The 16,963-nt window shown below is 53.8% G+C and carries 16 protein-coding genes; 14 read left to right on the top strand and 2 right to left on the bottom strand.

Annotated elements, in window-relative coordinates:
- Positions 1 to 185 precede the first annotated feature (185 nt).
- The 3 genes from dinB (at position 186) to G9Q73_RS04790 (ending at position 3,961) form a co-directional block, all read left to right on the top strand.
- Positions 186 to 1,325 carry a DNA polymerase IV gene (gene dinB, locus G9Q73_RS04800; protein WP_177418781.1) on the top strand — a complete coding sequence of 380 codons (1,140 nt, stop codon included), beginning with the start codon at positions 186 to 188 and terminating at the stop codon, positions 1,323 to 1,325.
- Between the two features lie 84 nt (positions 1,326 to 1,409).
- On the top strand, positions 1,410 to 2,576 hold the full coding sequence (locus G9Q73_RS04795; protein ID WP_177418780.1) for a GNAT family N-acetyltransferase: 1,167 nt from the start codon (positions 1,410 to 1,412) through the stop codon (positions 2,574 to 2,576).
- A gap of 155 nt (positions 2,577 to 2,731) precedes the next feature.
- On the top strand, positions 2,732 to 3,961 hold the full coding sequence (locus tag G9Q73_RS04790; protein WP_218649926.1) for a YeeE/YedE family protein: 1,230 nt from the start codon (positions 2,732 to 2,734) through the stop codon (positions 3,959 to 3,961).
- Positions 3,962 to 3,981: 20 nt separating this feature from the next.
- On the opposite strand, the gene G9Q73_RS04785 is transcribed toward G9Q73_RS04790, so the two are convergent.
- Entirely contained in the window at positions 3,982 to 4,188 is a 207-nt protein-coding gene (locus G9Q73_RS04785) for a hypothetical protein (RefSeq protein WP_177418779.1), read from the bottom strand.
- A 187-nt stretch (positions 4,189 to 4,375) separates the two neighbouring features.
- Between G9Q73_RS04785 and mazG the strand changes: the two genes are divergently transcribed.
- From mazG to G9Q73_RS04770, 3 genes are all read left to right on the top strand, one after another.
- On the top strand, positions 4,376 to 5,182 hold the full coding sequence (gene mazG, locus G9Q73_RS04780) for a nucleoside triphosphate pyrophosphohydrolase (RefSeq protein ID WP_177418778.1): 807 nt from the start codon (positions 4,376 to 4,378) through the stop codon (positions 5,180 to 5,182).
- Positions 5,179 to 6,054 carry a DUF4743 domain-containing protein gene (locus G9Q73_RS04775; protein ID WP_246345019.1) on the top strand — a complete coding sequence of 292 codons (876 nt, stop codon included), beginning with the start codon at positions 5,179 to 5,181 and terminating at the stop codon, positions 6,052 to 6,054. The genes mazG and G9Q73_RS04775 overlap by 4 nt, the downstream gene beginning before the upstream one ends.
- Positions 6,055 to 6,217: 163 nt before the next feature.
- Positions 6,218 to 8,311, top strand: coding sequence for a carboxy terminal-processing peptidase (locus G9Q73_RS04770; protein WP_177418777.1), 2,094 nt, complete (start codon positions 6,218 to 6,220; stop codon positions 8,309 to 8,311).
- A 32-nt stretch (positions 8,312 to 8,343) separates the two neighbouring features.
- On the opposite strand, the gene G9Q73_RS19960 is transcribed toward G9Q73_RS04770, so the two are convergent.
- Entirely contained in the window at positions 8,344 to 9,171 is an 828-nt protein-coding gene (locus tag G9Q73_RS19960; RefSeq protein WP_439654706.1) for a methyl-accepting chemotaxis protein, read from the bottom strand.
- A 568-nt stretch (positions 9,172 to 9,739) separates the two neighbouring features.
- Between G9Q73_RS19960 and gshA the strand changes: the two genes are divergently transcribed.
- The 8 genes from gshA to G9Q73_RS04725 all read left to right on the top strand — a co-directional run bounded on the left by gshA (position 9,740) and on the right by G9Q73_RS04725 (position 16,959).
- Positions 9,740 to 11,314: a glutamate--cysteine ligase gene (gene gshA / locus G9Q73_RS04760; RefSeq protein WP_177418775.1), complete on the top strand. Its 1,575-nt coding sequence runs from the start codon at positions 9,740 to 9,742 to the stop codon at positions 11,312 to 11,314.
- A gap of 181 nt (positions 11,315 to 11,495) precedes the next feature.
- Entirely contained in the window at positions 11,496 to 12,686 is a 1,191-nt protein-coding gene (locus G9Q73_RS04755) for an O-succinylhomoserine sulfhydrylase (RefSeq protein ID WP_177418774.1), read from the top strand.
- Positions 12,686 to 13,270, top strand: a complete 585-nt coding sequence (locus tag G9Q73_RS04750) for a class I SAM-dependent methyltransferase (RefSeq protein ID WP_177418773.1) — start codon at positions 12,686 to 12,688, stop codon at positions 13,268 to 13,270. Before G9Q73_RS04755 ends, G9Q73_RS04750 begins: the two co-directional genes overlap by 1 nt.
- A 255-nt stretch (positions 13,271 to 13,525) precedes the next feature.
- Entirely contained in the window at positions 13,526 to 14,053 is a 528-nt protein-coding gene (locus G9Q73_RS04745) for a glycine zipper 2TM domain-containing protein (RefSeq protein ID WP_177418772.1), read from the top strand.
- Positions 14,054 to 14,123: 70 nt separating this feature from the next.
- Entirely contained in the window at positions 14,124 to 14,417 is a 294-nt protein-coding gene (locus tag G9Q73_RS04740; protein WP_177418771.1) for a PepSY domain-containing protein, read from the top strand.
- A gap of 13 nt (positions 14,418 to 14,430) precedes the next feature.
- Positions 14,431 to 15,111, top strand: a complete 681-nt coding sequence (locus G9Q73_RS04735) for a response regulator transcription factor (protein WP_177418770.1) — start codon at positions 14,431 to 14,433, stop codon at positions 15,109 to 15,111.
- Positions 15,108 to 16,460 (top strand): ATP-binding protein, encoded by a 1,353-nt coding sequence (locus G9Q73_RS04730; protein ID WP_177418769.1) that lies wholly within the window; start codon positions 15,108 to 15,110, stop codon positions 16,458 to 16,460. Before G9Q73_RS04735 ends, G9Q73_RS04730 begins: the two co-directional genes overlap by 4 nt.
- 208 nt (positions 16,461 to 16,668) lie before the next feature.
- Positions 16,669 to 16,959 carry a hypothetical protein gene (locus G9Q73_RS04725; protein ID WP_177418768.1) on the top strand — a complete coding sequence of 97 codons (291 nt, stop codon included), beginning with the start codon at positions 16,669 to 16,671 and terminating at the stop codon, positions 16,957 to 16,959.
- Positions 16,960 to 16,963: the final 4 nt, after the last annotated feature.

Here is a 16,963-nt window from a genome sequence, read left to right as displayed (position 1 = left end):
AAAATATTCAAGGGTCTGATTCGACCCCCTATAATGAAGATTGCAAGAGTATAGCAACGGGCCGTATGAGTTGAATTGAGTTCAGGCAGTTAAGTGAGAGATATTCCGGGTATGAACAGAGAGAGTCGCGGCTGGAGCTCATGGTAGGCGATCCGGGTAAAACCAGGCAGAGGTGCAACTGGGTAATGCATGTTGATATGGATGCCTTCTTCGCCTCGGTGGAACAGCGCGATAATCCGGAGTTTCGCCATCGACCGGTGATCGTTGGGGCCTTGCCGGGCGGTCGTGGTGTGGTTGCCACCTGTTCCTACGAGGCCCGTGCTTTCGGCATTCGTTCCGCCATGCCGATCTCGGAGGCTTGGCACCGCTGTCCCGGTGCGATCTATCTGCGGCCGGATATGCCACGCTACGTGGAGGCATCCCAGAAGATCATGCAGGTTCTGCAATCCATCTCTCCGGTGGTGGAGCCTGTCTCCATCGATGAGGCCTATCTTGACGCCTCAGGGCTGGAGCGCCTGAACGGAGAGCTGGAGTCGATCGCATCCCTGGCCCGGCAGAAGATTCGCGAGACAGTGGGATTGAGGTGCTCAGTCGGCATCGGTCCCAACAGGCTGATTGCCAAACTGGCTTCGGAATACCGCAAACCCAATGGTCAGACGGTTGTTCGGCATGAGGACGTGCTGGCCTTTCTAGATCCCATGCCGGTCTCGAATCTGCGCGGCGTGGGAAAACAGACCGACAAAATCGTACAGAAACTGGGCATTCAGACGGTCCACCAACTCAGACAATACCCACTGGAGATACTCAGCGCTCATTTCGGCCGCAAAGGAGGACGCCATCTCTACGATCAGGCGCGTGGGATCGCCTCCAGCCGTGTCGGGGGAACGCAAGGGCGTAAGTCTATCTCCAAGGAGACGACTTTCAAGCGTGATGTCACCTGTCCGCGGCAGTTGCGGGAGCAGCTGCGGCAACTGTCGGCAGAGGTGGGGCGTAGCGCCCGGCACAAGAGCCTCAAGGGTAGAGTGGTCAACCTGAAGATACGCATCGAGGGCTTTGAAACCCACACCCGTCAGTGCAGGCTGCCCAGTGCGGTAAACGCCGATGGGGAGATCTTCGGGCATGCCTGGAAGCTCTATGAGCAGAGTGGTCTGGCAGGGCGTTCGGTTCGATTGATTGGCGTCGGCATCAGTGATTTTGGCAGTGAGGAGTCCATGTCAGATCTTTTCGAATCGAGCCGTGAGAGAGAGGAAAAACTCTATTCCACCATGGATGAGATAACGGATAAATATGGTATCAATGTGTTGTCGCGTGGCATACGCAGATAACTCTTTTCTAAAGTCATGGCATGGATATGAAACAGCAACCGGGGCCAGGTTGGCCTCAAAATCCGACAGGCTTCTGGTTGAAATATGTCCGATAAATTGGCGCAGGGAGATGAGATACCCCTGAGAATCGAGGTCTGTGAGCAGATCGATGAGATTGACGCGCTGCAATGGAATGGACTCGTCAGGGATAGCCACCCTTTTCTGAAACATGAATTTCTAAGCGCACTGGAGCGCCATAACTGTGTCGGTCCAACCTTTGGGTGGCTGCCTAAACATCTGGTCGCATGGCGTGGGGAGGCCTTGGTGGCAGCCATGCCGCTCTACCTGAAACACAACTCCTATGGGGAGTTCGTTTTCGATCATGCGTGGGCCGATGCCTATCAGCGCCATGGCATGAGCTACTACCCCAAGCTGGTCAGCGCTATCCCCTATACTCCCGCAACAGGAGAGAGGGTAATGACCGCGGCCGGGCTGTCGCTTGATCAGATATTGCCGCAATTTTACCAGCGGGCAGTGGAACTCACTGCTGAACTTGGCGCCTCCTCGTTGCATCTACTGTTTGTCACGGAAACAGAGAGCCGCCTGATGGGGTCACTCGGCATGATGGAGCGGTTGGGTGTGCAGTTTCACTGGCATAACCGGGAGTATGGCAGTTTTGAGGATTTTCTCGCATCGCTGACGGCTAAACGACGGAAGAATATCAGGCGGGAACGTCGTCGGGTCAGCGAGGCCGGACTCCATTTTCGGGTGTTGAACGGTGCTAAGGTGAGCGTCGATGAATGGCGGATTTTCTCCCGTTTTTATGCCAAGACCTTCGACGAACGTTTTAGTCTGGCGACACTCAATGAAGGGTTCTTTATTGAGATTGGCAGGACCATGGGAAATCATGTGATCCTGGTGTTGGCTTATGAGGGTGAGCGCTGTGTGGCGGCCTCGTTGATGTATCGCAGTAATACAGTGCTCTACGGACGCCATTGGGGATGTAGTCATGAGTACGACAGCCTTCACTTTGAGACCTGTTACTACCAGGGTATCGAATACTGCATTCGGGAAGGATTGCAGTTGTTCGAACCCGGAGCACAGGGAGAACATAAAATCTGGCGGGGTTTTCTGCCCAGTTTCACCCGGTCACGCCACTGGATTTTCCATATGGGTTTCAGGGAGGCAATCGGCGATTTCCTGGGTCGTGAGGGACCGGCTATCCAGGATTACAGGGCAAATCTGCAACAGAGTTCTCCCTACAGGCAGTAGCATGAGCGGTAGAGAGTTCTGGCGGATGAGTCGATGGCGGCGGCGAAAATGAGTGTTTGATTGTGCTAACGGCTTGCCTTCAATAAACTTTGCCCAACGATACTGGTCAGTTTTCAGGCTGGTTTGATCAACTCTGACTTTTTCCAGGATAAGCGATGGAAATCAATGTTACGACTCAGGTGATTCTGCTTGGAGGTGTGGTTGCCTCCATCATGGGCTTTGTGGCGGCCAAAACCAATTTTTGCACCATGGGTGCAGTCTCCGACTGGATCAACATGGGGGATACCAACCGTCTGCGTACCTGGTTTTTGGCTATGGTGGTGGGCATCGTTGGTGTGATGGTGCTTGAAGGCCTCGGTCTGTTGAGTCTCGATTCCACCCGGCCGCCCTATCGCAGCAGCATGTTCCCTCTGGTCGACTACATTCTGGGCGGATTGATGTTTGGTGTCGGTATGACCCTGGCCAGTGGTTGTGGTAATAAAACACTACTGCGCATCGGGGGCGGTAATCTCAAATCGATTATTGTCTTTTTGATTGCCGGGACGATGGCTTACTTCATGACCCACACGCTCTCTGCCGATACGGATAAAACGCTATATTCCATCCTCTTCTATCCATGGACACGCTATTTAACATTGGATTTGCCCGCCAACCAGGATCTGGGCAGTCTGCTGGCTGTCATTACCGGCGCAGATGCCGGCATGCTGCGTCTGGTGATGGGCGGATTGCTGGCTACGATTATCTCTTTTATTATCTTCCGCTCCGCTGATTTCAGACGTAGCGGGGAGATACTCCTGAGCGGTTTGGTCATAGGTATCTGTGTTCTGTTTGCCTGGTATATCACCGGTAGTCTGCTGTTTGGGGAAGAGGGTACCTGGCTGGAGGCAACAGAGTGGTTGGAGGGTGATGAGCGCCCGGTGGGGGTCGGTGTTCAATCATTTACTTTTATCAACCCGATGGGAGAGACGCTTGCCTACATGGCAAATCCCGGCAATAGTCTGCTGATCACCTTCGGGGTTGGCGCCCTGGTGGGTGTGTTGCTTGGAAGTTTTGCCTATGCGCTGGTGAGCCGAAGTTTTCGTATCGAGTGGTTTTATGATCTGCGTGATTTCATCAATCACGCCATCGGTGCCGTGTTGATGGGGGTGGGAGGCGTGTTGGCGGTTGGTTGCACTATCGGCCAGGGAATCTCCGGTGTTTCAACACTTTCCCTTGGATCGATGTTGGCGTTGGCCTCCATTATTCTTGGCAGTGCGCTGACCATGAAGATCCAATACTACAAACTGGTCTATGAAGATGAGGCGACTTTCCCTGCAGCGCTGCTGAGCGGAATGGTTGATCTGAAGTTGCTGCCGGAGCAGTTGAGAAAACTCGAGGCGGTCTGATTGCTGCCACCGGCACAGAGCTATCCTTGGATATTCTCCCTGCACTCCCGAAGCAGATAGCGATAGGTTTCAATCAGGTTGCGCTCAAGGGGCGTCAATGCGGGCGTGAGACGCGTGATCTCATGTTCGTAATAGCGAATTTTATCAACAGGCGCCAGATCCATCGGATGGACAGGCGTCTCTTCGGCAGTGTATGCCGGTACTGTTAGCGCCATTGAAGGGCTCATACCTAAATCCCCTACTACTTCATGTGATGCGCATTGTGAACTGGGTCACAATCCAAGACAAGAGTCGCAAGCCGGTTATATGAATAAATATCCTGTGATATTCCCTGAAATGTGTATGAAATTCATGTTGGTGGCTGTAAAAAATTGTGTCTGTGGTTAGCAGGCTACTTTCTTGGCAGAGGTGCGGATGTCGGCTTCATTGGAACGTTTGATCGAAATAATGGCCAGGCTTCGCGACCCGGAGAAGGGGTGTCCCTGGGATCGCGAACAGACCTTCGAAACCGTGGTTCCCTATACCATCGAAGAGGTCTATGAGGTTGAGGACGTCATACAGCAGGGAGATATGCCTGGACTCTGTGAAGAGTTGGGGGATCTGCTGTTCCAGGTCGTCTTTCACGCCAGGATGGCCGAAGAGGCAGGCGAATTTGTCTTCGATGACGTTGTCTGTGCGATAAATGACAAGATGGTTCGGCGTCATCCCCATGTTTTTGCGGAAGAAAAGCCAGGGGATCGGCACCAGCAACGCCAGGCTTGGGAGGGCCACAAGTCACTGGAGCGTAAGAAAAAAGCCGGAAATAGTGACTCAGGGGCATTACATGGCGTTGCCACAGCCTTGCCGGCTCTGATGCGCGCGGAGAAACTGCAAAAGCGAGCGGCCAGAGTCGGTTTCGACTGGCCGGATATAGCGGGCGCCAGCCAGAAGATAGGTGAAGAGCTGGCGGAGTGCCAAGCCGCACTTCAAAGCGGTGTGAAACAGGAGATCGAAGAAGAGGTTGGCGATCTGCTGTTCAGCTGCGTTAATCTTGCCCGTCATGCAGGCGTGGATGCAGAGAGTGCCTTGCGGCATGCCAACCGCAAGTTTTCCAGCCGTTTCACCTACATGGAGGGTCGGCTTAGAGAGCAGGCGAAGGCCATTCGGCAGTTCTCAATGGAGGAACTCGACCAGTTGTGGGAAGAAGCTAAATTGACGGGCGCAGGAGAGAGAACAACATGAAACGTGAGATGAAGGAAACAGAGGGGTACCTGCGGCATATCAGAGACTGCAATCACTGGAATCCGGAGAATTTCCGGCCATTCTATATCGAAGACAGGCGTGTCGGCAGGCTGAAACCCAAGATGGTGAAAGCGCTCGCTCAGTGGCCGGAGCTGTTTTCTGTGAGTGAGAATCGCGTCAATTTCACTAGTGAAATCAGTGGGATGGATGATCGCACCCAGGTGCTGGACGAAACAGTGAATGCACTCGTGGAGCAGGGGGTCATCTCCCATAGCCACGGGGAACGATACCCTGTTACTGCGTCTGGCCGGGAGGATGCCTTCGCAACTATAGACCGGACAGCGGCCCCCTATTTTGGTCTCTGCGCCTACGGCCAGCATCTGAATGGTTTTGTGCGGAGTGGGGAAGGCATCAAACTCTGGATTGCCCGGCGAGCCTCAGATCGTAAGATCTATCCAGGTAAACTGGACAATATGGTGGCTGGCGGCCTGCCGCAGAACCTGGGTCTTGCGGAGAATCTGCAGAAGGAGTGTTGGGAGGAAGCTGCGGTACCCTGTGAACTGGCTCTCAGCGCGATTCCTGTTGGCGCACTAACCTATTGTCGGGAAACGGAAACAGGATTAAAACCGGATACGCTATACTGCTATGATCTGGAACTGCCGGAGGATTTCGTGCCGCAAAACAGAGACGGTGAGGTTGAGACTTTCTACCTTATGAATCTGGAAGAGGTAGCGCGGATCGTGAGGCAAACCGATGAGTTCAAATTGAACTGTAACCTGGTCGTCATCGATTTTTTGATCAGGCACGGTTTTTTGTCCCCCGGTACGCCGGATTATCTGGAGATCGTTGAGGGATTGCATGAGAAGTTGTAACACTTCTCGAAAAGTGCCTTGATTCCTCCATGGAGTGGCACAAGATTTTATTAAGCCAACAACAGACTCTCAGGAACCTGCACCGCAGGATTGAGGTCGAACGTAGAATTGATTTGTGTTTTTTCAGCGGCCTGCTGAATTTAGATCCCATACAGGTGGATGAATGATTTTTTTTAGGAAGAGTGTCTATACCCTGCTTGCGCTGTTTCTCGCGTCTTCTCAGGCGTGGGGTGAAAGACGTGTCCTGCCACTCGATGAACTCAAGCCAACTCAGCAACATCGTCAGTCCACCATGATCATTCTGAAGGTGATAAACAAGTATCACTACAAGAAAGCGAAGCTGGACGATGAGATGTCTGAGCAACTACTGGATCGTTACCTCGATTCGCTCGACCCCAACCGATCTTTTTTTACTGCCAAAGATATCGAAGGGATCTCCCTGTACCGGGATAAACTCGATAACTATCTGCTGAATGCCCGGCTGGAACCGGCATTTGCGATATTCCGCATCTATCGGAAGCGGGTCGATGAGGCGGTCGAAACTGCACTCAAACTGGTGGACACCGGTTTCGATTTTTCGATTGATGAGGTCTACCAGTTCGACAGGGAAGATGCGCCTTGGGCCCTAACCCGGGCTGAATTGAAGGATATTTGGCGTAAACGGGTCAAAAATGACTTTCTGAACCTGCGTTTGACCGGCAAGGAAGACGATGAGATTCGTAAAACTCTGAAAAAACGCTATGAAGGTCTGCAGCGCAGGATCAGCCAGTTTGATTCAAACGACATCTACCAGGCTTTCATCAACGCCTACACCTTGAGTCTGGAACCTCATACCAGTTACATGTCGCCCAGCACTTCAGCGAACTTCGATATCAGCATGCGCCTCTCTCTGGAAGGCATAGGCGCCGTATTGCGCATGGATAATGAGTTTACTGTGGTGCAGAAAACAGTGGCCGGAGGCCCCGCAAAATTTAGTGGAGATGTGCATGCCGGTGACAGGATTGTCGGGGTTGGCCAGGGGCTCGAGGGCGATATCCTCGACATTATTGGTTGGCGCCTGCAGGATGTGGTGGAGAAGATTCGTGGACCCAAGGGTACGGTCGTACGATTGCTGATTCTGCCGAAAGATGCCGGTTCCGGAGGCAAAACCCAATTGGTGACACTGGTTCGCAACAAGATCAAGCTGGAGGAACAGGCCGCAAAGAGTTCGGTGATCGACGGTTTGGATGGGATGGGAAAGCTGCGCATCGGCGTGATTGAGGTGCCGACATTCTATCGGGATTTTGCGGCGGAAGGGCGGGGGGAAGAGAATTTTCGCAGTACCACAAGAGACGTGCGTAAGCTGATTACCGAGTTGAAAAAAACCGGTGTGGATGGCGTCGTTATCGATCTGCGCCAGAATGGCGGCGGCTCCCTTTCGGAGGCGACCGAGCTGACGGGAATCTTTATAGAAACAGGCCCCGTGGTGCAGATCAAGGACGCCTTCGGGAAGATCGAAGTGGAGCGGGATTCCGACACAGGTATTGCATACGATGGTCCGCTGGCGGTTTTGGTGGACCGCAACAGTGCATCAGCCTCTGAAATCTTTGCTGGTGCCATCCAGGACTACCAGCGGGGTATTGTCATCGGCGAGCCGACTTTTGGAAAGGGTACAGTGCAGACGCTGGTCGATCTGGGGCGTTTTGTACCGAGCAATGAGGATGACCTCGGCAGACTAAGGCTGACTATGGCGCAATTTTTCCGCATCAACGGCGGTAGTACCCAACACCGTGGTGTGGTTCCGGATATCCTCTTCCCAATGGCCTGCTACTCGGCCAAACATGGCGAGCGCTCTTTGGATAATGCGCTACCCTGGGCGCAGATCAAGGCAGCCAGCTATGCCCCAAAAGGGGTTAACGCAGTCTCCCACCTGTTGGATCGCCATAAGGGCCGAATCTCTAAAGATGCCGGTTTCCAGATGCTGCTTGAGCAGGAGAAGCGCATCGAGGAGATTGAAGAACGTACCGAAATCACCTTGCTGGAGCGTCGACGCAAACTAGAGTGGGATCAGCGTGAAAAAGAACGGATGGACCATAAAAACCGCTTCCGTATCGCAAGCGGAATGGAGTCCATCAAAACGGATCGTGACCGGGATGACCATAATGACGAGGCCGATAAAGCCGAGAGAGAAGCCGCCAGCCTGATCCAACTCAATGAAACCGCAAGAATACTAGCGGATTCGATTCATTTGCGAGCGCCAAGAGCCGTGATGCGCTAAATGGTCGAGGCGGTTCGTTCCCCGACAGTCCCCTAAAACAGCTGCACCTCCCCCTCATCCACTGAACCCTGGGTGATCGCTGTCTCATCCATGTCGCCGAAATGTTTGTCGGCGGAGGAGAGCAGTGCCTGCAATTGTTGAGTCCGTTGCTGGAAACCCGCTGCGTCCAGTTCCCCTGATGAATGCTGAATTGTGATTACGTCGTGCAGATAGCGCTCCATCTTCCGGGAACGGTCTCCTATCTGGATTAGCAGTTGATTGACGATGTCTTCGAACTGAAGGGAGATGATACCCTCGATAACGAGATGATGAATATTCTCGGAAATTCCCGCAATCGATTGTGATTGATGTGAGGCCTTGTTGTTGAGCCCCTGGATCTCATCCCACATTAAGGCAACACTCTCCTGAGATTTGGCAGCAACACTGAGATCGGTGTTGGTCGCTTTTTCCACCGCAGCGTCGACGGTTTTGATCGATATTTCAATTTCCGACAGTAGTGAGCGAATCTGTTCACTGAATTGACTGGTTCGCTGCGCCAGACTCCGGACTTCATCTGCCACCACCGCAAATCCACGACCCGCCTCGCCCGCCCGGGCTGCCTCGATTGCGGCGTTGAGGGCCAGCAGATCTGTCTGTGCGGTGATGGTGTTCACGTCGTTCAGCAGGTTGCCAACCCCCTCAATCTGCTGGTTCATTCTGCCAAACTCGACGGCGATCTGGTCACTGGCGCTCTTGAGGTCAGTCACGGTATTGACGAAGCGGCTGATGAGCTGTTCCGTCTCGAGGGTGAATTTCTGTATACCCTTGGCCTGCTCTTTCTGATCATCGCTCGAAACCAGCACCAGGAGTTCATCCACCATCTCCTTTAACTTCTCCCGCTGGCCAGTGGATTCGTGCTCCAGTCCGGTCAGGCTTCCTGAGAGACGCTGGGTAGCGTTAGTCATGATATTTCCAGCCTGCTCAATGGAATTCCGCAAGATATTGAATTGCCGGGAACTTTTCCCCATTGCCTGGTTGGAGTTTACTTCATAGTCGCGGATGGCGGCTGTCAGAGACTCCTGGGCCAGTCGTCTCATGCGTTTGTATCGAGCCCTGATGCGTTGTCCCCAGAGGATTGCAAACACAAGCAGAGGCATACTGATCAATAGCAGCCAGCGTGTGGTAGTTGAATCAGGTGAAAGAAATGCCGTGGCAGTTGCGATAATGAGCAGGGCTATCGCTGCCCAAACCAGTACTCTGTCAATATTATTATTCATGTCTGAAACCATTTTCGCCTTATTATCGTAATACTATCGGCCAAAGAGGAATAAACTTCAGTTTATTATTTTAAATCAGTATGGCGATGACCGGAAAAAATATCAGTGTTTGATAATAAACTGCGAGTTATAATCCCCGGTCTTTTAAGATGCCCTAAGGTTTGCGCGGGTCTTGTACAAAAAACTGGAACAGCGGCTGCTTCGACTAGTGCGGGACCGATCGACAGATCTCCTGCGTGGGGGACTCGTTGGCCTGGAAAAGGAGAGTTTACGGGTTTCCAGTAGCGGGGGAATCTCCCAGGCAGCGCATCCACTGAATCTTGGTTCTCCCCTGTGCCATTCCTATATCACCACGGACTACTCAGAGGCGCTGACAGAGTTCATTACGCCGCCTTTTGCCGACAGAAAACAGCCTCTCGAATTTCTTCGCGATGCCCAGAAATTTGTCTACGATCATCTGGAGAATGAATTGCTTTGGGCCACCAGCATGCCCTGCGTGGTCGAGGGAGGGGCGCGCATTCCGCTGGCCCGCTATGGCGCCTCTAATGCGGGTACCATGAAAACGGTCTATCGACGGGGACTGGGGCATCGTTATGGACGTGTGATGCAGGTCATTGCCGGCGTGCATTTCAACTATTCGCTGCCTGAGCGCTTCTGGCCCCTGTTTCAGGAGCAGGAGGGGAACCAAGGGGATCTACAACGATTTATCACAGAATCCTATTTCGGCATGCTGCGAAATCTGCAGCGTTTCGGATGGCTGATTCCCTATCTGTTCGGTGCCTCTCCCGCTGTCTGTAAATCGTTTTTGGGTGGCCGTGCGACCAATCTCAAATCCTTCGATAAATACACCTACTACTATCCCTATGCCACCTCCCTGCGTATGGGGGATATCGGTTACCAGAACAGCAAGGAGCAGGGGACGGGCATCAAGGCCTGCTACGATTGTCTGGACGCCTATATCGAGACCCTGGGACGGGCCACCGAGACAGCCTGCCCAATCTACCGGATGCTTGGAGTCAAAGTGGATGGCCGTTACGAACAGTTAAACGCCAATATTCTGCAGATCGAGAACGAGTACTACAGTACCGTTCGTCCAAAGCAGATTCCGGATGGCCTGGAGAAGCCGATTCTTGCCCTGCAGCGCAGAGGGGTGCGATATGTCGAACTCAGGTCATTGGATGTCAATGCCTTCCATCCACTGGGCATAGATGAGCAGCAGATCTATTTTCTGGAAGCATTCATGCTGTTCTGCCAACTGCTCGACAGCCCGTCGATCAATGTCTTCGAGCAACGGGAGATCGATCGCAATGAAGGGGCATCTGCTCACCGTGGGAGAGATCCTGAACTTTTTCTGCAGCGGAATGGCCGGGAGATACGTCTGCGTGACTGGGCGCTTGAGATCTGTGAATCGATGCAGGCGGTATGTGAAATCCTGGATCAGGGAACAGGTGTACGAACCTACGGCAGGGCGCTTGAACAGCTTAGTGAACGGGCGCGGTATCCCGAGTTGACGCCTTCTGCCAGGATGTTGGCAGAGATGCGGGAAAACGGAGAGAGTTTTTTTGAATTTGCCCAGCGAATCTCCCACAACCATCAGAACTATTTTTTAAAGCAACAGCTTTCTGCTGAACGGCAGCGGGTATTCACCGAAGAGGCGGAGCGTTCCTGGGAACAGCAGCGTGTTATCGAGTCAGCGGATGAGATCTCTTTCGATCAATTTCTCGCAGACTACTTCTCCCAGCAGTGATTGACACATATTGATGCCGGAGCTAATCTTCCTGAAGCGCTGATTTTTCTCAAATTGCGGGCGCTTGATAAATACCGCTAAAGCGAGGGTATCTGCTTTAGCCGCCGTTGGGCGGTTTTTTTGTTTAGGTCGCTTAGATCCGGCAGCACCCTTGTTGATCGCACTACGACAGGAGTAAAAGATGCCGATAGATGACCCAACTCTCTGGGAGTTTGCCACCCAGGCAATCCGTACAGGACACACAAGAACAGCAGAGGGGGAGCATGGTGAACCCATCTTTCCCACCTCCAGCTTTGTTTTCAGCAGTGCCGCGGAGGCGGCGGCAAGATTCAGCGGAGATGAGCCGGGCAATATATATGCCCGCTTCACCAATCCCACAGTACGCACCTTTGAAGAGCGTTTGGCGGTGCTGGAGGGGGGCGAATCCTGCGTCGCCACCGCTTCCGGTATGGCGGCAATTCTTGCCACCTGCATGGGCCTGCTCGAAGCGGGGGACCATATCGTCTCTTCACGCAGTATTTTCGGAACCACCACGGTACTTTTCAATAAATACCTAAGCAGGTTCGGCATAAAAACCAGCTTTGTTGAACTCAGTGACCTGGGCGCCTGGGAACAGGCGATTCGCCCGGAGACAAGGCTGCTGTTTCTTGAAACCCCATCGAATCCGCTCACCGAAATCACTGATTTGCAGGCCCTTGCGGCATTGGCTCACGCGCACGACTGTCTGCTCGTGGTGGATAACTGTTTCTGTACACCCGCCCTGCAGCGGCCGTTGGAACTGGGCGCTGATATTGTGGTGCATTCGGCCACCAAGTACCTGGACGGACAGGGCCGTTGCATTGGCGGTGCGGTAGTTGGTGACAGCAAACTCGTTGGAGAAGAGGTGTTTGGTGTACTGCGTACCGCCGGTCCGACCATGAGTCCTTTCAACGCCTGGGTGTTTCTGAAGGGCCTGGAGACGCTGCAACTGCGTATGTTGGCCCATTCGCAGAGTGCTCAGGTTTTGGCAGAGTGGCTTGAGTTGCATCCGCAGGTCGCCCGGGTCCACTATCCGGGGCTGACTTCCCATCCCCAATATGAGATAGCACTGCAACAACAGCAGGCAGCGGGGGGGATTCTCTCCTTTGAACTCAAGGGTGGTCAGCCGGCGGCCTGGTCTGTGATCGATGCGACGAACATGCTTTCGATCACAGCCAACCTTGGAGACACCAAGACGACGATCACGCATCCTGCCACCACCACCCACGGGCGCCTCTCCGATGAGGAGAAAGCTGCCTCTGGTATCTCTGCCGGGTTGCTGCGGATCGCCGTGGGACTGGAGAGCATTGCCGATATCCAGGCCGACCTGGCTCGCGGCCTGGATGCCCTCTGATGGAGAAGGCCACAGCCGAACTCAAGGCGATGTGGGATCAGCGCCACGCTGATCCCGACAAGCAGCCATCGGCAGCTGAAGTGCTGTTGGAGAACCTTCATCTGTTGCCTGAAACAGGAAATGCGCTGGATCTGGCCTGCGGGTTGGGTGGTAATGCACTGGAACTGGCCAGATCCGGCTTGGAGGTCAGCGCATGGGATATCTCCAGCGTTGCGGTTGAACGGTTACAACATCTGGCGGCTTCAGCTGGGTTGGCTCTCAATGCGGAGCAACGGGATGTGGAGCAGAACCTGCTAACGGAGAACGCCTTTGATGTGATTGTGGTGAGCTACTTTCTCAATCGTGGCTTGATGCCGGCCCTGATTGCCGCCCTCAAGCCGGGAGGGTTGATCTTCTACCAGACCTTTACCCGCATTGCAGTTTCTGACACCGGTCCCTCAAATCCTGCGTATCGACTTGGCGACAATGAACTCATCGCACTCTTGTCACCCCTTTCAGTCCGTTTCTATCGGGAGGAGAACCGCTTGGGGGATCTCAGGAAAGGCTCTCGGGATGTTGCCATGATCGTGGCGCAGAAGCTCTGATTGCTGAACACTAAGTTTGAGTAGGTCGGTTCACGCGTAGCGGAACCGGCAGCCCCTTGGCAATTATCAATTTCAGTTTGCCCGATCCGCTGCGCTTGATCGGGCCTACGTCTGTCTCCAAGTAGCTCCACTAAATCGTGCCGAGTGATCGATTTTCCGGTTAAGGCCCGGTTCAGTTTGCAGAGCGTAGTCTGTAATCAAAGGATGAGTCAAAGGTCTCGTCCAAATGGTTAAGACATCGTTTAGGAGAGAACCATGAAAAAGATCGCCATCACACTCGGAACCGTTTTGCTGGCTGCCTCCATGAGTGCAACCGCCGGCCACGGCCACAACTACCGGGACACCGCCAAGGTTATCGATGTTGACCCCATCTACAAGACCATTGAGATCTCAAGGCCTGAAAAGCACTGTTGGGATGAACAGGTCACCCACTACCAGCCGAGGCGTAAATCCTATACCGGCACCGTGCTCGGCGGCATCCTCGGTGGCGTGGTCGGTAATCAGTTCGGCCGGGGTCGCGGCCGCGATGCCTCTACCATTGCCGGTACGCTGTTGGGCGCCTCGATTGGCCACGATATCTCTCAGAACCGGCGCGGGGGATACTATACCACTACCACGGAACGGCAGTGCGAGGTCGAAACTTATACCGAGTATGAAGAACAGTTGGTCGGCTATCGTGTAAAGTATCGTTATAAAGGCAAGGTGTTCACCACTCGCACCAAACACCATCCGGGCAAGCGGATTCGTGTTCGGGTTGGTGTCACCCCAGTGGATGATATTTAATTCGTGGCTGGAAGATCGAGGCGATGCGCAGGCAGTACGGTTTTCCTCTCATGGCACAGGTTGAACCGAAATGCGTCTGACTCGAAAGCTGAACGTTATGTGGCTGCTATTGATATTGCTTGGGGCTGATGCCTCGTTGGCGGGTAATCGTATAAGCTTGGATCAGGCGGTTGAGAGTGCCCGCCGTGATAGTGACGGCAGAGTGATATCGGCCGAGACCCGTGAGTGGGAAGGCCGGGAGATCTACGATATCCGCATCCTTGATAGTCAGGGACGGGTAAAACGGATGCAGATCGACGTTAGAAGTGGGCGGCAGCTTCCCAGGGGGCGTAAGCATACGCCTGCGGGCAATCGCCGCAGATAGAGGAAACAAAATCGTGCGTGTTTTGTTGGTAGAAGATGAAGCGGAGTTGAGAGAGCCGCTGGTCGAACGGTTGAGCCGCGAAGGTTTTACCGTGGATGCCGGAGCGGATGGTCGTGAAGGACTCTTCCTGGGGCGGGAGTATGCCATTGACGTGGGGATCGTGGATATTGGTCTGCCGGAGATGTCAGGCATCGAGGTGATCCGCGAACTACGGAAATCGGGTAAACATTTTCCAATCCTGATCCTTACCGCACGGGGCAACTGGCAGGACAAGGTTGAAGGTCTTGAATCGGGTGCGGACGACTATCTGGTCAAACCCTTTCATGTCGAAGAGTTGCTGGCGCGGTTGAATGCTCTCCTGCGGCGGGCGGCGGGCTGGTCCCAGCCGGTATTGGCATGTGGTCCGGTGGAGTTGGATACCCGTAGCCAGACGGTCAGACTCGATGGCGCTCTCATCGATCTCACCGCATATGAATACAAGGTGCTTGAATATTTGATGATGCATGCCGGCGAGGTGGTCTCGAAGAGCGAATTGACCGAGCATCTCTACGACCAGGATTGGGATCGTGACAGTAATGTGATCGAGGTCTTTGTCCGCCGGTTGCGTAAAAAACTCGATCCCAAAGAATGCTACAAACCGATCGAGACCCTGCGGGGCAGGGGATACCGTTTCGTACTTGCCAGATCGGGATGAATCTATCGATTCACTTCCGCCTGCTGCTGGCTGCAAGCTTGGTGCTGACAGCCTTCCTGGGTTTGACTGGGGTGGCCTTGGACAAGGCCTTTCGATCCAGCGCAGAGAAGGCGCTGAGGGAGAGTTTGCAGGCCAGCGTCTATGCCCTGCTGGCAGCGGCGGGGGAGGATGATCTGGGTCGGTTGACGATGCCGGAAATACTCTCTGACCCCCGTTTCAACCTGCCGGATTCCGGATTTTATGCAGAGGTCCACAGTCCCGATATTTCGTTCGACTGGCGTTCTGCCTCAGCTGTGGGGCGTCATCTGAATATTGGGGAGCCGTCGGTGGAGCCTGGGGACCGGCGTTTCAGTCAGGTCCGCTCCGGTAATGGCGGCGAAGTGGTTGCCCTGAGCTTCGGTGTCTCCTGGGAGGATTTTGACGGGGTCGAAACCCGTTACGTGCTTTCGGTGGTGGAAGACATGCAGCCGCATCAGGTGCAGATCAGCGCCTTTCGCAATACACTTTTCTACTGGCTGGGTGGTGCGGCACTGGTGCTGTTACTGGCGCAGGGGGGCGTGTTGCGTTGGGGATTGTTTCCGCTACGCAAGGTATCCGATGAGCTGAGTGATATTGAATCCGGGGGATCGGATCAACTCAAAGGGGTCTATCCGCAGGAGTTGACCGGGCTGACAGACAGCATCAATTCTCTGATCCGCCAGGCTCAGTCCAGACAGCAGCGATACCGGGACAGTCTGGGTGATCTTGCCCACAGTCTCAAAACCCCCCTGGCAATCCTGCAAAGTATGGCCGATCAGCCGGAAACAGGTGATCGGAATGAAAATCGTCAACTCGCTGACCAGGTTGACCGCATGAACCAGATCGTCAGTCACCAGTTGCAGCGGGCTGCGGCATCCGGACGTTCCACATTGTCCCGCACTATTCCGGTGGTGGCTGCAGTGGAAAGGATTGCCAAAACGCTCAATAAGGTCTATCTGGAAAAGGGAATCCGCTGGGAGCTGGATCTGCCGGACGATCTCGGGTTTTCAGGTGATGAGGGCGATCTGATGGAATTTATGGGTAATCTGATGGACAACGCCTGGAAATATGGCAGTCAGCAAGTGCGGGTATCCGGCCTCGCTACCGGAGATGGTATTGAATTGCACGTTGAGGATGACGGGGCAGGTATCCCTCAAGCTCAGGCTGAAAGTGTCTTGCAGCGAGGCAGGCGCATGGATGAGCAACAGCCGGGCCAGGGCATCGGGCTGGCGGTGGTGAGTGACATCATCAGTGCCTATGGAGGCGAGTTGATTGTCGGGAAATCGGTGCTTGGTGGGGCTGATCTGGTTGCTCTGATACCCAATCATTAGCTGCTGTTCAGAAACACCTTTTTCATCAGAGTGAAAACCAAGCCGTTTTTTTACCACTGGCAATAAGCTGAAAATGTGAACTTCGAGACACAAATATGGTAATCGGCTTAAGAATTCAGTATGTTGGCCGAGCAGAAATAGGTTCCTGCCGTGTTTAAAGCAGCTGGAAGATGAATACAGATTTTGAACAAAATCGGGAGTGGGGCAAGTGAAGCGATTGACCAGGATAATGATCGGGCTGCTGGTTTTTTTCATCCCCAGCGCTTTTGCCGGTCAGGCCGGAGATCCGACAGCGTCACCCGACTATTTTGGCCAGGGTGATTTTTCGGATGAAGGCGGAGATGGAATCTACGTTGAGGACAACCAGTCTTTCACCGAGATGTTGATCTCCCCCGACAACATCGGGAAAGGCAAGGGCGGCGGCACCGGATTTGGTGACGACCCGTCGACCTTCCAGGTTATGGATACCCCAAGCAAGGCCTCTGGCAACTCGAATTAACCTC

Origin of the sequence: endosymbiont of Lamellibrachia barhami, assembly GCF_011947365.2 — a bacterium.
Taxonomy (GTDB): domain Bacteria; phylum Pseudomonadota; class Gammaproteobacteria; order Chromatiales; family Chromatiaceae; genus QGON01.
The sequence above is the reverse complement of the archived record's forward strand: the minus strand, read 5'-3'. Positions and strand labels throughout refer to the sequence as shown.

Excerpts from the sequence above, each read along its gene's own strand:
- G9Q73_RS04775 (WP_246345019.1), top strand. The coding sequence starts at position 5,179 with ATGAAACGTGAGATGAAGGAAACAGAGGGGTACCTGCGGCATATCAGA.
- G9Q73_RS04750 (WP_177418773.1), top strand. The coding sequence starts at position 12,686 with ATGGAGAAGGCCACAGCCGAACTCAAGGCGATGTGGGATCAGCGCCAC.
- G9Q73_RS04795 (WP_177418780.1), top strand. The coding sequence starts at position 1,410 with ATGTCCGATAAATTGGCGCAGGGAGATGAGATACCCCTGAGAATCGAG.
- mazG (WP_177418778.1), top strand. The coding sequence starts at position 4,376 with ATGTCGGCTTCATTGGAACGTTTGATCGAAATAATGGCCAGGCTTCGC.
- G9Q73_RS04790 (WP_218649926.1), top strand. The coding sequence starts at position 2,732 with ATGGAAATCAATGTTACGACTCAGGTGATTCTGCTTGGAGGTGTGGTT.
- G9Q73_RS04755 (WP_177418774.1), top strand. The coding sequence starts at position 11,496 with ATGCCGATAGATGACCCAACTCTCTGGGAGTTTGCCACCCAGGCAATC.
- G9Q73_RS04730 (WP_177418769.1), top strand. The coding sequence starts at position 15,108 with ATGAATCTATCGATTCACTTCCGCCTGCTGCTGGCTGCAAGCTTGGTG.
- G9Q73_RS04770 (WP_177418777.1), top strand. The coding sequence starts at position 6,218 with ATGATTTTTTTTAGGAAGAGTGTCTATACCCTGCTTGCGCTGTTTCTC.
- dinB (WP_177418781.1), top strand. The coding sequence starts at position 186 with ATGCATGTTGATATGGATGCCTTCTTCGCCTCGGTGGAACAGCGCGAT.
- G9Q73_RS04740 (WP_177418771.1), top strand. The coding sequence starts at position 14,124 with ATGCGTCTGACTCGAAAGCTGAACGTTATGTGGCTGCTATTGATATTG.
- G9Q73_RS19960 (WP_439654706.1), bottom strand. The coding sequence starts at position 9,171 with ATGGTGGATGAACTCCTGGTGCTGGTTTCGAGCGATGATCAGAAAGAG.
- G9Q73_RS04745 (WP_177418772.1), top strand. The coding sequence starts at position 13,526 with ATGAAAAAGATCGCCATCACACTCGGAACCGTTTTGCTGGCTGCCTCC.
- G9Q73_RS04785 (WP_177418779.1), bottom strand. The coding sequence starts at position 4,188 with ATGAGCCCTTCAATGGCGCTAACAGTACCGGCATACACTGCCGAAGAG.